Origin of the sequence: Marinithermofilum abyssi, from assembly GCF_014641195.1 — a bacterium.
In the GTDB taxonomy this organism is placed as follows: Bacteria; Bacillota; Bacilli; order Thermoactinomycetales; family DSM-45169; genus Marinithermofilum; species Marinithermofilum abyssi.
This window is the reverse complement of the sequence record NZ_BMHQ01000012.1, coordinates 99635-113067: the sequence shown is the minus strand read 5'-3', so window position 1 is coordinate 113067 and position 13433 is coordinate 99635. Positions and strand designations below refer to the sequence as shown.

The window sequence follows — 13433 nt, the reverse complement described above, 5'->3', positions numbered from 1 at the left end:
TGTCATTCACAGCCGGCATATCGCCAAAAACCAAATACATTCCGACCACCTGGCTGAACAGAGCGTAACGGGAGAACATGTGCTACCTGAATCCATCGGTTCTTCCCACATTGGCGAATGCCAAATTGAAGCCTCCCATTTGGCTGATAACAGTGTAGGCAGCCAACATCTGCAAACCGAGTCCATCGGGGCTGCTCATATCGGGGACAATCAAATCCAACAGGCTCATCTGGCGGATCAAAGCGTGACCAGCCAGAAAATCAAAGCTCATTCCGTCACTTCGGACCACCTGGAGGATGAGTCCGTCACCTCCGGCAAACTGGCACAGCACAGTGTCCACAGTGATCATCTCTTGGACAGTGTCATTCACAGCCGGCATATCGCCAAAAACCAAATACACTCCGACCACTTGGCTGAACAGAGCGTAACGGGAGAACATGTGCTACCTGAATCCATCGGTTCTTCCCACATTGGCGAATGCCAAATTCAAGCCTCCCATTTGGCTGATAACAGTGTAGGCAGCCAACATCTGCAAGCCCAGTCTATCCGGGCTGCTCATATCGGGGACAATCAAATCCAACAGGCTCATCTGGCCGATCAAAGCGTAACCAGCCAGAAAATCAAAGCTCATTCCGTCACTTCGGACCACCTGACGGATGAATCCGTCATCTCCGGCAAACTGGCACAGCACAGTGTCCGCAGTGATCATCTCTTGGACAGTGTCATTCACAGCCGGCATATCGCCAAAAACCAAATACACTCCGACCACCTGGCTGAACAGAGCGTAACGGGAGAACATGTGCTACCTGAATCCATCGGTTCTTCCCACATTGGCGAATGCCAAATTCAAGCCTCCCATTTGGCTGATAACAGTGTAGGCAGCCAACATCTGCAAGCCCAGTCTATCCGGGCTGCTCATATCGGGGACAATCAAATCCAACAGGCTCATCTGGCGGATCAAAGCGTGACCAGCCAGAAAATCAAAGCTCATTCCGTCACTTCGGACCACCTGACGGATGAATCCGTCATCTCCCGCAAATTGGCACAGCACAGTGTCCGCAGTGATCATCTCTTGGACAGTGTCATTCACAGCCGGCATATCGCCAAAAACCAAATACACTCCGACCACCTGGCTGAACAGAGCGTAACGGGAGAACATGTGCTACCTGAATCCATCGGTTCTTCCCACATTGGCGAATGCCAAATTCAAGCCTCCCATTTGGCTGATAACAGTGTAGGCAGCCAACATCTGCAAGCCCAGTCTATCCGGGCTGCTCATATCGGGGACAATCAAATCCAACAGGCTCATCTGGCCGATCAAAGCGTGACCAGCCAGAAAATCAAAGCTCATTCCGTCACTTCGAAGCACCTAGAGGATGAATCCGTCACCTCCGGCAAACTGGCACAGCACAGTGTCCGCAGTAATCATCTCTTGGACAGTGTCATTNGAACAGAGCGTAACGGGAGAACATGTGCTACCTGAATCCATCGGTTCTTCCCACATTGGCGAATGCCAAATTCAAGCCTCCCATTTGGCTGATAACAGTGTAGGCAGCCAACATCTGCAAGCCGAGTCCATCGGGGCTGCTCATATCGTTGACAATCAAATCCAACAGGCTCATCTGGCGGATCAAAGCGTGACCAGCCAGAAAATCAAAGCTCATTCCGTCACTTCGAAGCACCTAGAGGATGAATCCGTCACCTCCGACAAATTGGCACAGCTCAGTGTCCGCAGTGATCATCTCTTGAACAATGTCATCCACAGCCGGCATATCGCCAGAAACCAAATACACTCCGACCACCTGGCAGCGGAGTCGGTCCAATCTGAACACATCGAATACGGTGCAGTAACGAGCGACAAGATCGCAGATGGTTCCATCGGTGCCGAGAAACTCTCTTTTTCTATCCCCCGCTCCGACACACGCTCCGGCTTTGCCTCCTTTTACCTAAGCCAAGGAGAGAAGGAAGCTTTCATCTTCGTCCATTTGGACGCTCCCATCGCCGATGCAAAATATGTGGTCGTAGCCATGACGGATCAATGGAATTGTGCCACATCCCTTCAGGAGCGCCGAGAAGACGGATTCGTCATTGGTTTGCGCCGTCACTCCGGCGACAAAGAAGCAATCAGCGGTACCCTCTTTTGGATCGCCACAGAAAACCCAGAACTCCCCGTTTCGACAGCGCAAGAGTCCACCGACAGCGTCGCTGCATCTGACTTCCCGGCGGAAGAACCTGTCACTTTTATCGCCGGTTGCGACCGCGACACAACCGAAGAAACATCCAGTGAGGACACGCATACCGAAGAGGAACTGCTTCATTACGCCACCCTTTCAGGCGCAAAGGAAGCAGATTGGGACTCCGACGATACTCCAGAAGAAACCAGCAAGACTGTCAACTTCTCTGAACAGGACGCAGATCCGGACTCCGACGATACTCCAGAAGAAATCAGCGAGACTGTCAACTTCTCTGAACAGGACACAGATCCGGACTCCGACGATACTCCAGAAGAAATCAGCGAGACTGTCAACTTCTCTGAACAGGACGCAGATCCGGACTCCGACGATACTCCAGAAGAAATCAGCGAGACTGTCAACTTCTCTGAACAGGACGCAGATCCGGACTCCGACGATACTTCAGAAGAAATCAACGAAACTGTCAACTTCTCAGAGGAAGCTGCCGACCTCTTCGAAGCTGCGGAAACAGATGGGGTTGAGAACGTTATTGATTTTAAGTTTCTTACCCTTTCGAATGACGACTCCCTGAGCGATGATCCTGAAAATACAGATTGGGGAGACGATGCAATGAATAACGATGATTCCGAAGGATAAGAAAGTAAAAAGCTCTTGTACCCGTCGCTCCCTCTCCCACGTTAAGATGTCAGACTGTCCGCTCCGATCCGTTGGGCAGGTGTGAGCCAAAGACACGGGCACAATCTTCGCCTTAGTTACTTGCTTCTAGGGTCTATCTGATACATTTGTTTTAGAGGGTCCGGTGTGTCCCCGTCTCCGATCTCTTGCAAAAAGCGCAAAGGATCTTCACCGATCACACCGACCCTCCCCATCTATCGAAGAAGATGGAATTACCAAACACACCTTGGTTCGCTCTATGGCTCGTTTTTTGGCCTCGGTCCTACGTTTCAAAGCTGGTGCGTCGTTCAAAGGTCGCTTCTTGAGAGATACGTTTCTTTTCCGGATATGGGTTTATCAACAACCTCGCCTGTTTTCAGACAGGCATTTTTTCTTAGGCTTGTCCACGGACAACCAGATCCAGTTTCCCCGTGTCGGGATCAATCACCAGGCCATGGACAGGAACACCCTCGGGAAGCAGCGGATGGCGGCGAATCGTCTCCACGCTGTTACGCACGTTTTCTTCGACGGATTGAAACCCTTCCAACCATTGAGCTACGGATAACCCGCTGTGTTCCAGCGTGTCCAACACTTCCTCCGCCACGCCCCGTTCCTTCATTTTCCCTATGGTCGCTTCCGGATTCAAACCTGCCATTCCGCAACGATGGTGTCCAATCACGGCTACCTCTTCCGCTCCCAACTCATATATAGCAACCAAAATGCTGCGCATGGTGCTGTCAAAAGGATGAGTCAAAGTGGCACCCGCATTCTTCACGATTTTGACATCCCCGTTGCGAAGGTTCATCGCTTTGGGGAGCAACTCTACCAAGCGGGTATCCATACAAGTGAAAATAACCATTTTTTTGTCTGGAAATTTGGAAGTCTGGTAGGGTTCAAACCGTCTTTCTTCCACAAATTTACGGTTAAATTGCAAGATATCATCCAATAAGGCCATAATCCCTTCCCCCTCATCCGATGTTTTCATTCATTTTAGCACATACAAAAAAGCCCGTTCGATAACGGGCTTATGGTTCTCACAAAAACCGCCGATTGCACTTCTTCTCATTAAAGGTGAAGCAAACAGGGCGCTTTTCGATGACCGTCTCGATATGAACGGGCCGGCCCCACAACGCATGGACATGAGGAAGGGTTTTCTCAATATATTTTATATCCAGTTCCAGCCCTTCAAATCTGTGTTTCAAATACAGTTCCCCGTTTTGAGCAAAGTCCCCGTTCACCACTTCGATATACGGATGGCCCCCGTTGATTCGGCTCGCTATCAATTGATCCCGTACATGTTCCCAGGATTTATCGGTGATGGTCCATTCATTTCCGGTTCGTTGGAAAATGTACAGATCCAGGTCTTCTACCAATTCTTTGGTCAGATAATTATGGATAAATGAAATATCCGAGTCCAGCTCCCGCACTTCAAATATCTTTTCCCGCCCTTTGCCGGGTTCTCTCCCGTATTTTTGCCGCTCTTCTTCCGTAGGGTGGTCCCAGCGCCGCTCGATGTCTTCAAAGATTTTCAGCCCCAGATAGTAGGGATTGAGGGAGGATTGGGAAGGCTGCACAACCGATGCATTTAACTTGGCAAATTCCAGTGTTTCCTCCTCGGTCAAATCCATTTCCCTCAAAATGCGGATATGCCAATAGGAAGCCCAGCCTTCGTTCATAATTTTGGTCTCGATCTGCGGCCAGAAATAGAGCATCTCTTCACGCAGCACCGTCATAATATCTTGCTGCCAGCTTTCCAATACCCGGCTGTGATTCATCAGGAACAGTACCACATCTTTCTCTGGGCGTTCGGGAAATGTTGTGTTTTTGCGTTTGGGCTTTTGTTCTTCACCAGTCTGATCCAAATTCCACAAATCATCATAGGATGTGGCAGATCTCTTGCGCTTTCTTTCCTCTTTGGACGTAGTCTGCCGCCGGGGTTTCTTCAACAAGCTGGCATCCACATGCTCCTGGATCGCCAGCACATGATCCAAAAACTCTTCTACCTGATCTTTTCCATACTCCAACTCATACTGCCGGATCCGTTCGGCACTGGCAGCCATGCTCTCCACCATGTCCCGGGAAGTGTTGGAAAAGCGGACGTTGTTTTTGAAGAAATCGCAATGAGCCAGTACATGGGCAGCAATCAGTTTGTTTTGGATGAGGCTGTTTCCTTTCAGCAAAAAGGCGTAGCAAGGATTGGAGTTAATAACCAGCTCGTAGATTTTGCTCAGATTTAAATCATACTGCAACTTCATCTTGTGAAACGCCTTGCCAAAACTCCAGTGAGAAAAGCGGGTCGGCATTCCGTACGCACCAAAGGTATAAATAATGTCCGCCGGACAGATCTCATACCTCATGGGATAAAAGTCCAAACCAAATCCTTTGGCAATCTCCGTAATCTCCGCGATCGCCCGTTCCAAAGCCCGGATCTCCTCAGTCATCTCTGTCGTCCCCCTTCCGGCTTCTTATACAGCATACGCGAAGCTTGCGTAAACGTTGTTCACCTTTTTCGATCAGTGGGACAACATGCGATATCAATAAACCGGACACGAGGTCCGGTTTTATTTCACTCACTCCTTTTCCTGAGGCAGCCCTTTCTTCCTCCACTGATCAAAGCCGCCGCTCATATTGATGACCGGAATGCCGCGAGCGGACAAAATGCTGCTGGCAATGGCGGAACGTCCCCCCGCCTTACAGTAAACCATCACCGGTTTATCCCCGGATATTTTTTCTGCCTGATCCGGCAGGTGCCCCAGCAGAATACGCCGGGCTCCAGGAATCCGGCCTTCATTCCATTCTTGTTGGGTGCGGACATCCAGTATGTCCACTTCCCCTTTCTCGATCTTGGAAGCCGCAGTTTCCGGATCGACCGATCGATACGTGGAAAGCCGTCTACCGGATTCCTTCCACGCGGATACAATCTCCGGGTCAAATACCCCCTTTACATGATCTAAACCGATGGAACGAAGCTGACGGAGGGCTTCCTCCCGCTGTTGTTCGGCGATGATTAAGACGATGGGTCGTTTAGAATCCACAAGCCAACCTGCCCACTGAACAAAAGAGCGGTTGAAGGGAATATTGATCGAGCCCGGAATATGGCCGTCCGCAAAACGATTGGCCGACCGGAGATCCAGCAAGGTCACTTGTTCATCCAACCATGTACGTACTTTGTCAGGGTCCGCTTGATACGGTTGCGGATCGGCCACATCTTCCAGCAAACGCGGACCTTCCCTGTTCATCCGTTTCATCTCGGCAAAATAGGCGGGCGGCTCTGGCTGTCCTTCCAACAAAGCCTCGACAAAGGCTTTCTCCTCTTTATGATGGAGTGCCCAGTTGAACAGTTTTTCATAGCCCACAGTCGAAGAGGGAACGGCTCCCAGGGATTTGCCGCAAGCACTCCCCGCTCGGTGAGCGGGCCAAACCTGCAGATAATCCGGCAACTTTTTGAACCGTTCCAGCGAGCGGAACATCTGACGGGCTCCTTTTTCCGCCGATCCTTGGATCCCGACGGATTTCTCCAACAAGTCCGGACGCCCCACATCGCCTGCAAACACAAAATCCCCGGTGAAAATTCCCATGGGATGCTCGGCACCCCCATCCGTCAACACAAAAGAGACATGCTCCGGTGTGTGTCCCGGTGTATGCATCACTTCCAGACGAAGACGGCCGATGTGAAAGGTATCGACATCCTTGACCAACACATGATCCAGCTCATTCACATACGGATATGCGGCCCCGCCTTCTCCGGACAAGTACAACCGTGCTCCCAGCCGGTGTCCCAACTCCCGGGCTCCGGATACATAGTCGGCATGGATATGGGTTTCTGCTGCAGCCACAATTCTCAGTCCTTCAGCCCGAGCCGTCTCCACATAGGGTGTTATATCCCGGCCCGGATCCACCACCAGGGCCTCTCCCGTCGCCTGGCAGCCCACCAGATACGAGGCATGGGCCAGAGAATCGTTGGTAAAGTATCGGAGTAACATCCATTCACTCTCCTTTTGATCCCTTGCTGGCTTCCCTCTCAAGAACAACATATACTGCTGGGACAGAAATATAAACCCCCAGGGGTATATAGGGTTGTTTCAAAACCACGGCCGGAACAACATCAACAGTAGTATCACAAAAAAGCTAATCGCAGTTCCGTCAGCCAGCCGCTTTATTTTTTGAATCCACCGGGGATCCGGCCCTTCTTGATCGAATCGCCGTAACACCAAGCCAAACATCCCGCCGAAACCGCCGATGGCCAAAAAAGCGATCAGCACACCGATCACCCATAATATCGGATGGTCTCCAATAGCCAACAAATACCCGCCGGTGAACATCTGCAGCACCAAAATCCATTGGCTAAAGAAGTTAGCCCGATAAACCATGCGCCAGGCACTGGTTTGTACGGCAAAGGGAAGGCGAATGCTCTGCCGCACCCACCAGGGCAGCCAAACATAAACCCCCATCCCCACAGCCCCCGCTATATGAAGAATAAAAACCCATTGACTCATCGTTTCATCCACCCTTTATCTACTAATAGCCGCAATCGGGCTCTCTCAGCCCTTTCAAACCGCTCATCCCCACATACTATATTGATTGAATACGCAGGGGGAGCGATGATAGATGTCAGTCAGCAGCCTGTTTAACACGGCGGGATGTTACACAGAGATCCAGATTGTCCGATTTCATATCCGGGAAAATCGGGGCAATGTGAATATCGGCAATACTATCAATTTCGGCCCCTTCAACTCCGAAAATACCGTAGGCGGCCAAGAAATCATCGGGGAACCTGGCCGGGAAACTACTTCGGAACCCACCCCCGGGCTGGAGCCGAGAGGTGTCAAAAAACAGGGGGTTCGGCACAAGGAAAACCGCCGGTCTTGATTCCCCTCCGAAGCATCCAATGATCTTTACCTTTTCTTTTTCCTCTTAAAAAACGCATACGGCCTCACTCGTATAATTGTAGAGATAAGGTTTACGAATTTCTACCGGGTTCCCTTGAGACTCCACACGGGATAAGAGACCCTCCCCTTGCCCTGCGTCCCAAAAACGTCCAAAATGCCGAGTAACATTGACCCTGTGAAAACCCCAGTGATATAGTGATTTAAATAAAATTCGGAAAAGGGTGAAAATATGGGTGCCCCTTTTGTCTTTGATGAGATCCGCCGTCAGCCGGAACTTTGGGAACAAACCCTCACACAGGGGAAGCAAGAAACGGATCGCATCCGACATCTGTTTCACCAGCTTCAGGTAGACGAAGTAATCTTAACGGGTTGCGGAACCTCCTATTATCTCGCCATCACAGCAGCCGCTGTGTTTCAGGAGTGGACCATTCCTTCACGTGCCATTCCCGCTTCCGAAATGCTCTTAGTGCCGGATACCGTACTGATACCCGGCACCAAGACGTTGGTGATCGCCGCTTCCCGCTCAGGGTCCACCACCGAAGTGGTCAAAGCCGTCCAACGACTCCGCTCCCGCCCGACGGTAACAACTTGGGGGCTAACCTGTCATCCAGATAGTCCGTTGACCCAAGCAGCCCACCAATCCTGGACATTGCCCCATGCCAAGGAAAAAAGCGTAGTGATGACCGGCAGTTTCACCAGCATGTTGCTTTTTCTCCAATGGATCGCCGCCACAGTCGCTAAAAAGGAAGGTCCTGCCCGCGAGTTGCAACACCTGCCGACAGCCGCCGCAGAAAGCATGTCTGCTGCACACACACTGGGCCAACAGCTGGGGGCAGACCTCCGCTATGACCATTTGATCTATCTGGGTCTCGGCGCCTACTATGGACTGGCTTGCGAAGGCATGTTGAAAGCGAAGGAAATGACGCAAGTGGTATGTGAAGCCTACAATCCCTTGGAGTTTCGCCATGGTCCGCTTTCTGTCCTTCGAGAAGGCTGCCGGGTCTTCCTGCTGAGCCAACAACGCTGTTCCTCTCAAGAACAAGCCGTAGCCCGGGATCTCCGCGCCTTGAACGCCGATGTGGTCGTGTTGGCCGAGGATGCCGCCTCCTTCGACTGTGATCGTCCGCTTCCATTGCCTGCCGGTTTTTCCGATGCAGCGCGCTGTCTTCTTTACCTGCCGCTGCTTCAGTGGGTGGCCTATTATCGGACCTTGCAGTCGGGTCTTCATCCCGACCGGCCGCGCCACCTCGACCAGGTAGTCATCCTACCCGGGGAGGGACAATAGATGCCCCTGGTCAGTTCCCGGGAAATGCTGCTGGAAGCCTATACCCTGCACACTGCTGTTGCCGCTTTTGCCGCTCACCACTGGGACGGGATAACTGCCGTCATTGAAGCAGCGGAAGAGATGGCTGCCCCGATCATCCTACAAACCACACCTGCCACTGTCCGCCTGATGGGAGCGGATACCATCGCCGCCATGGTGCGCATCGCCGCTGAAAAAACCGCTGTTCCCGTCGCCTTGCATCTGGATCACGGCAATTCCTTTGAGACAGTGATGCATTGTCTGCGCGCAGGCTACACTTCGATCATGGTAGACGGGTCTCATTTGGCGCTGGAAGAAAATATCGCTCTGACCCGTCGGGTGGTGGAAGCCGCTCACGCCGTGGGCGTACCCGTCGAAGGGGAATTGGGAACCATCGGCGGGGCGGGGGATACTACCGACAACGACGCTCCCGGGTTTACCGATCCGGAGACGGCGGAACATTTTGTCCGGGAAACAGGGATCGACTTTCTGGCACCGGCCTTCGGCACCGCCCATGGGCACTATGTACAGGAAGTCCGTCTGGATTTCTCCCTGTTGGCGGCCATTCATCAACGCACCCAGGTGCCGCTGGTGATGCACGGCGCATCCGGGGTCCCGATCAGCTCCCTTCGGCGAGCGCTACAACACGGGATCAGCAAGGTCAACGTCTCAACTGAACTGAAAGACGCCTTCCGAAAAGCTCTCTGTCAGCACCTTGTGAACCATCCGCAAGAGAACGATCCGCGCCGGTTTTTTCGCCCGGCGAGAGAAGCCGTCAAAGCCGCCGCCCGGGAACTTCTCGCCGCGGTGAGCATTTCGCCTACGACAAAAGCAACCCTCACTCCCCCAGCAATGGACGGGATTTCCGAATGATCACCACTGTCTGTCTCAACCCCGCTCTGGATAAGACCTATACTCTTCAAAAGCTTGCTCCGGGACATGTTCACCGGATCGAGTCGGTTCATACTGAGCCCGGCGGCAAAGGGATCAACGTGGCAAAAGTCATCCATGCCCTTCACACCCCGGTACTTGCTGTCGGCTTTTCCGGTGGAGCCGCTGGCCGCACACTTCAGCACCAGCTGAAGATACGCGGAATCGATCACCGAATGGTATCCACAGCAGGAGAAACCCGCTGCTGTCTCAATCTCCTGGAGGCCGGCAACCGGCAAACGGAGTTGTTGGAACCGGGTCCGCGCGTAACAGCTTCCGATCTTGAGCGGCTGCAACAGTTGTTGGATTCTCTGGCCCTACCGAACAGCTGGTTTGTGTTTTCCGGCAGTCTGCCGAAAGGAGCCGCTCCCGAAACCTACCAAAAACTGATTACCCGCATCCAGCAAAAAGGAGCCCGTGCCGTCGTCGATGTCAGCGGGGCTCCTTTGAAACATGCCATTGCTGCTGTGCCGTATGCCGTCAAAATGAATGAAGAAGAGCTGTTGGACTGGTGGAGCTGTCCAGTCTCTCCAGAAAAGTACCCGGACATCTTAAGCCGTCTCAATCACCAAGGCATCCCTCTGGCCATCGTCACCTTGGGGGAATCCGGGGCTTGGGCAGCCTACCGGAACACCGTGTACCGCGTCTGGCCACCCGTCGTCCCTGCCGTCAATCCGGTGGGCTCGGGAGATGCCTTCACTGCCGGTCTTACTGTATCTCTGCAGCGGCAAGAGTCCGTAGAACAAGCCCTTCGTCTGGCCACCGCCTGCGCCTGCTCCAATGCCTGCGCTCCCGTGGCCGGTTTTATTCAGCAATCCGAAGTGGAAGGATGGGTAAGTAAAGTACGTGTGGTCATAAGAAGCCCATCGGGTAAAGATAGATAGATCAACGTCACAGATGTGTTCTTTCCGTTCTAAATGGAAACGGGACTATGGAGCGTCGACACTTCGCACGATGAAATGCATCCTACTTCCAACCGGGCTTTATATGTTTCCTCTTCATATCCGCGTTTACTTCATCAATGATTCGCTGCCCTCCATTCTGCAGCCATTCCCGAACCAATGCGTCCCAGTCGGAGAGAGGGCGTTTGCCGGTGATCATTTTGGCCTGTTCATCCACCAGCTTCAAATTCAGTTCAAATCCTTTCTGGGCGGATGTGGGCGAATACACTTGATGGATCGGGTTCACATAGTGTCGGGTCTTCTTGTGCATCTGCTCCAGCTGCTGAGCCAAGGAGCGGTAAGCTTTGTTTTTGTAGGTATCGGAGTAGCGGTTGGCTTCGTCGTTGGGTGCCCACATCTTATTGTCGATCAGATAGTGCCAGGGAGCCCGGCCTTTTGTTCCGTTGGTCAACACCGGACGTCCGTCCGACATGTGATACCCTTTCCCTTCACGGCCGTAGAGCCAGTCGAAATCTTTGTTGTTGGGAGTCCGTTGTTTCGGCGGAATAAAGGTACGCCCAACGTCGATGATTTTCAAGATACGCCGCACTTTTTCCGGTTGATCCGCCAATTTGGCTGACAGGGCCGATACCGTGTAAAAGCCGGACCCCGCCGTATAACCCCGGCTTCCGTCGGGTGCTTCAAAAGGAGGAATCGGTGCAAGCTCTGCCCGGGGATCTATCTTTTGCAGCGCCTCCATGTTGGCTTCCGTCATCTCCACCGGCCCCCGGATTATGATCCCCGCTTTCCCTCCGTAAAACTCCTTCGTGTTCGCTTCGTTGGGATTGGTGATGGCGAAATCCCAGGTGACAGCTCCTTCTTGGTACAATTCTTTCATCATGCGGATAAAGGCCTTGCGCTGAGGGGTGATCACTCCGGGGATGTACTGTCCCCGGTCATTTTGATGATACCACGCATCCATGTCCCAATAGGCGCCGAAATGGTAGTTGGGCCACAGGTGCTCCCCCAATACCATGCCGTAGGTGTCGTCTTTGCCATTGCCGTCGGGGTCATCCTTTGTAAAAGCGATCGCCACTTTTTTCAACTCATCGTAGTTGGCGGGCATTTTCAAGCCCAGCCGGTCCAGCCAATCCTTACGGATGATCGGAGTGTTCAGGTATTTGGGAGGAAAATATTTGGAATGGCGACGATCTTGCCGTCGACGTTGACGGCATTCCATACTTCCCGGGGGACCCTTTTTAATGTGGGATATTGATCGATATAGTCATTGAGGGGGAGAAATGCTCCCTGCTTCGCCCATTTGTAAAAGTTGGCATCCAGCCGCTCCAAGCCGATCACATCAGGGATATCCCCCGATGCTACCCGCGCCGTCAGCTTCTCCTGGTACTCTGAATAGACCACATATTCCCGCCGATAGTCCACACCGAACTTTTCTTCAATCATCTTCACCCCCAGACCCTCGGCAGGGGGCAAGTCCGCATAAAGCATATCCAGGGAGGTGATCGTGAAGCGACCTTTCTCCCTTTCCGCCTGCGGGAAGCTGCACGCCGTCGCTCCTCCTGCCAACACCACAGTCAAACAAGCTGCTGTCCACCTGAGCCATCGCGACATGGCCCCAAACTCCTTTCAAGTGAGGGATCATCCATCCACGACCCCCGGCGAAACTCCTTCTTACTCCTTGATCGAACCCAACATCACACCTTTCACAAAATACTTTTGCAGGAACGGGTACAACACGAGAATCGGGAGAGTAGTGAGTAGAATCGCAGCCATCTGCACCGTTTCCGGCGGGGGCGGATGTTCCATCATCGACTGCCCGCCTTGCAGCGCGGCGTTGGGCTCATCCACGATGACGATTTGACGGAGCACCACCTGCAAGGGCCATTTGGCCGGATCGTTGATATACAAAATGGCGGAAAAATAGTTGTTCCAGTGCATCACCGCATAAAACAGGCTGAAGGCCGCCAAAGCCGGTTTGGACAAGGGCAGGACGATCCGCCAAAAAACTTGCAGGGTGTTGGCCCCGTCAATGATCGCCGCTTCTTGCAGCTCTCGGGGAATGTTGAGAAAAAACTGCCGCATCACGATCAGATTGAAGGGGTTGATCGCCACCGGAAAAATCAGGGACCAAAGGGAATCCATCAGCCCTGTTTCTTTGACCACCATGTAAGTGGGGATCAGTCCCGCCTGAAACAGCAACGTGAACACCACCATAAACAAAACAGCCCTTTGGCCCGGAAAGGGACGGGACAATCCATAAGCCATGGTAGCGGTAAAAAACATATTAACAGCCGTTCCCACCACCGTCACATAGACCGTCACCCAGAAGGAAGTGAGAAACTGGTCGGAATGCAGGATATAGGTGTAGGCGTCTGTGACCCATCGTTTGGGCCAGAGCAGGAGATCATTTTGCAGCACATCTTCCAGACTGGAAAAGGAGACAGAAAAGATATAGACAAAGGGAAACAGCATCGACAAAGCAATAAGAAGCAATAAACCGGCATTCAACCAGTCGAACATCTTTCCTGCCCGGCTGCGAAAGTGCATCGTTCCGCCTCCTTTT

Annotated in this window: 12 protein-coding genes; 5 read left to right on the top strand and 7 right to left on the bottom strand. The window is 52.6% G+C overall.

Annotated features, from left to right (window positions below):
• Nucleotides 1-1472 precede the first annotated feature (1472 nt).
• On the top strand, nt 1473-2828 hold the full coding sequence (locus IEW70_RS15245) for a WIAG-tail domain (protein ID WP_188648774.1): 1356 nt from the start codon (nt 1473-1475) through the stop codon (nt 2826-2828).
• A gap of 412 nt (nt 2829-3240) precedes the next feature.
• Here the strand turns inward: IEW70_RS15245 and IEW70_RS15240 are convergent, their stop codons facing one another.
• The 4 genes from IEW70_RS15240 to IEW70_RS15225 form a co-directional block, all read right to left on the bottom strand.
• Nucleotides 3241-3801, bottom strand: coding sequence for a beta-class carbonic anhydrase (locus tag IEW70_RS15240; protein ID WP_188648773.1), 561 nt, complete (start codon nt 3799-3801; stop codon nt 3241-3243).
• A gap of 79 nt (nt 3802-3880) precedes the next feature.
• Nucleotides 3881-5287, bottom strand: a complete 1407-nt coding sequence (locus IEW70_RS15235; protein ID WP_188648772.1) for a SpoVR family protein — start codon at nt 5285-5287, stop codon at nt 3881-3883.
• A gap of 129 nt (nt 5288-5416) precedes the next feature.
• Nucleotides 5417-6829 carry an MBL fold metallo-hydrolase gene (locus IEW70_RS15230; protein WP_188648771.1) on the bottom strand — a complete coding sequence of 471 codons (1413 nt, stop codon included), beginning with the start codon at nt 6827-6829 and terminating at the stop codon, nt 5417-5419.
• 99 nt (nt 6830-6928) lie between these two features.
• Nucleotides 6929-7342, bottom strand: a complete 414-nt coding sequence (locus IEW70_RS15225) for a hypothetical protein (protein WP_188648770.1) — start codon at nt 7340-7342, stop codon at nt 6929-6931.
• A 112-nt stretch (nt 7343-7454) separates the two neighbouring features.
• Here IEW70_RS15225 and IEW70_RS15220 point away from each other — a divergent pair, with 112 nt between their 5' ends.
• The 4 genes from IEW70_RS15220 (at nt 7455) to IEW70_RS15205 (ending at nt 10852) form a co-directional block, all read left to right on the top strand.
• Entirely contained in the window at nt 7455-7715 is a 261-nt protein-coding gene (locus IEW70_RS15220; protein ID WP_188648769.1) for a hypothetical protein, read from the top strand.
• A gap of 249 nt (nt 7716-7964) precedes the next feature.
• The gene (locus IEW70_RS15215) at nt 7965-9020 is read left to right on the top strand and encodes an SIS domain-containing protein (protein ID WP_188648768.1); all 1056 of its coding nucleotides are present in this window, start codon (nt 7965-7967) and stop codon (nt 9018-9020) included.
• The gene (locus IEW70_RS15210) at nt 9021-9911 is read left to right on the top strand and encodes a class II fructose-bisphosphate aldolase (RefSeq protein ID WP_188648767.1); all 891 of its coding nucleotides are present in this window, start codon (nt 9021-9023) and stop codon (nt 9909-9911) included.
• Entirely contained in the window at nt 9908-10852 is a 945-nt protein-coding gene (locus IEW70_RS15205) for a 1-phosphofructokinase family hexose kinase (protein ID WP_188648766.1), read from the top strand. The genes IEW70_RS15210 and IEW70_RS15205 overlap by 4 nt, the downstream gene beginning before the upstream one ends.
• A gap of 82 nt (nt 10853-10934) precedes the next feature.
• Here IEW70_RS15205 and IEW70_RS15200 read toward each other — a convergent pair whose 3' ends face one another.
• The 3 genes from IEW70_RS15200 to IEW70_RS15190 are packed head-to-tail and all read right to left on the bottom strand — an operon-like array spanning nt 10935 to nt 13417.
• Nucleotides 10935-12089 (bottom strand): type 2 periplasmic-binding domain-containing protein, encoded by a 1155-nt coding sequence (locus IEW70_RS15200; protein ID WP_188648765.1) that lies wholly within the window; start codon nt 12087-12089, stop codon nt 10935-10937.
• Nucleotides 12023-12481, bottom strand: coding sequence for an extracellular solute-binding protein (locus tag IEW70_RS18215; RefSeq protein ID WP_188648764.1), 459 nt, complete (start codon nt 12479-12481; stop codon nt 12023-12025). The genes IEW70_RS15200 and IEW70_RS18215 overlap by 67 nt, the downstream gene beginning before the upstream one ends.
• A 60-nt stretch (nt 12482-12541) precedes the next feature.
• On the bottom strand, nt 12542-13417 hold the full coding sequence (locus IEW70_RS15190; protein WP_188648763.1) for a carbohydrate ABC transporter permease: 876 nt from the start codon (nt 13415-13417) through the stop codon (nt 12542-12544).
• Between the last annotated feature and the right edge of the window lie 16 nt (nt 13418-13433).

Bases quoted from the DNA above. Each gene is read 5' to 3' on its own strand.
- IEW70_RS15200 (WP_188648765.1), bottom strand. From the start codon at position 12,089: ATGGAATGCCGTCAACGTCGACGGCAAGATCGTCGCCATTCCAAATAT.
- IEW70_RS18215 (WP_188648764.1), bottom strand. From the start codon at position 12,481: ATGTCGCGATGGCTCAGGTGGACAGCAGCTTGTTTGACTGTGGTGTTG.
- IEW70_RS15230 (WP_188648771.1), bottom strand. From the start codon at position 6,829: ATGTTACTCCGATACTTTACCAACGATTCTCTGGCCCATGCCTCGTAT.
- IEW70_RS15225 (WP_188648770.1), bottom strand. From the start codon at position 7,342: ATGAGTCAATGGGTTTTTATTCTTCATATAGCGGGGGCTGTGGGGATG.
- IEW70_RS15205 (WP_188648766.1), top strand. From the start codon at position 9,908: ATGATCACCACTGTCTGTCTCAACCCCGCTCTGGATAAGACCTATACT.
- IEW70_RS15190 (WP_188648763.1), bottom strand. From the start codon at position 13,417: ATGCACTTTCGCAGCCGGGCAGGAAAGATGTTCGACTGGTTGAATGCC.
- IEW70_RS15210 (WP_188648767.1), top strand. From the start codon at position 9,021: ATGCCCCTGGTCAGTTCCCGGGAAATGCTGCTGGAAGCCTATACCCTG.
- IEW70_RS15220 (WP_188648769.1), top strand. From the start codon at position 7,455: ATGTCAGTCAGCAGCCTGTTTAACACGGCGGGATGTTACACAGAGATC.
- IEW70_RS15235 (WP_188648772.1), bottom strand. From the start codon at position 5,287: ATGACTGAGGAGATCCGGGCTTTGGAACGGGCGATCGCGGAGATTACG.
- IEW70_RS15215 (WP_188648768.1), top strand. From the start codon at position 7,965: ATGGGTGCCCCTTTTGTCTTTGATGAGATCCGCCGTCAGCCGGAACTT.
- IEW70_RS15240 (WP_188648773.1), bottom strand. From the start codon at position 3,801: ATGGCCTTATTGGATGATATCTTGCAATTTAACCGTAAATTTGTGGAA.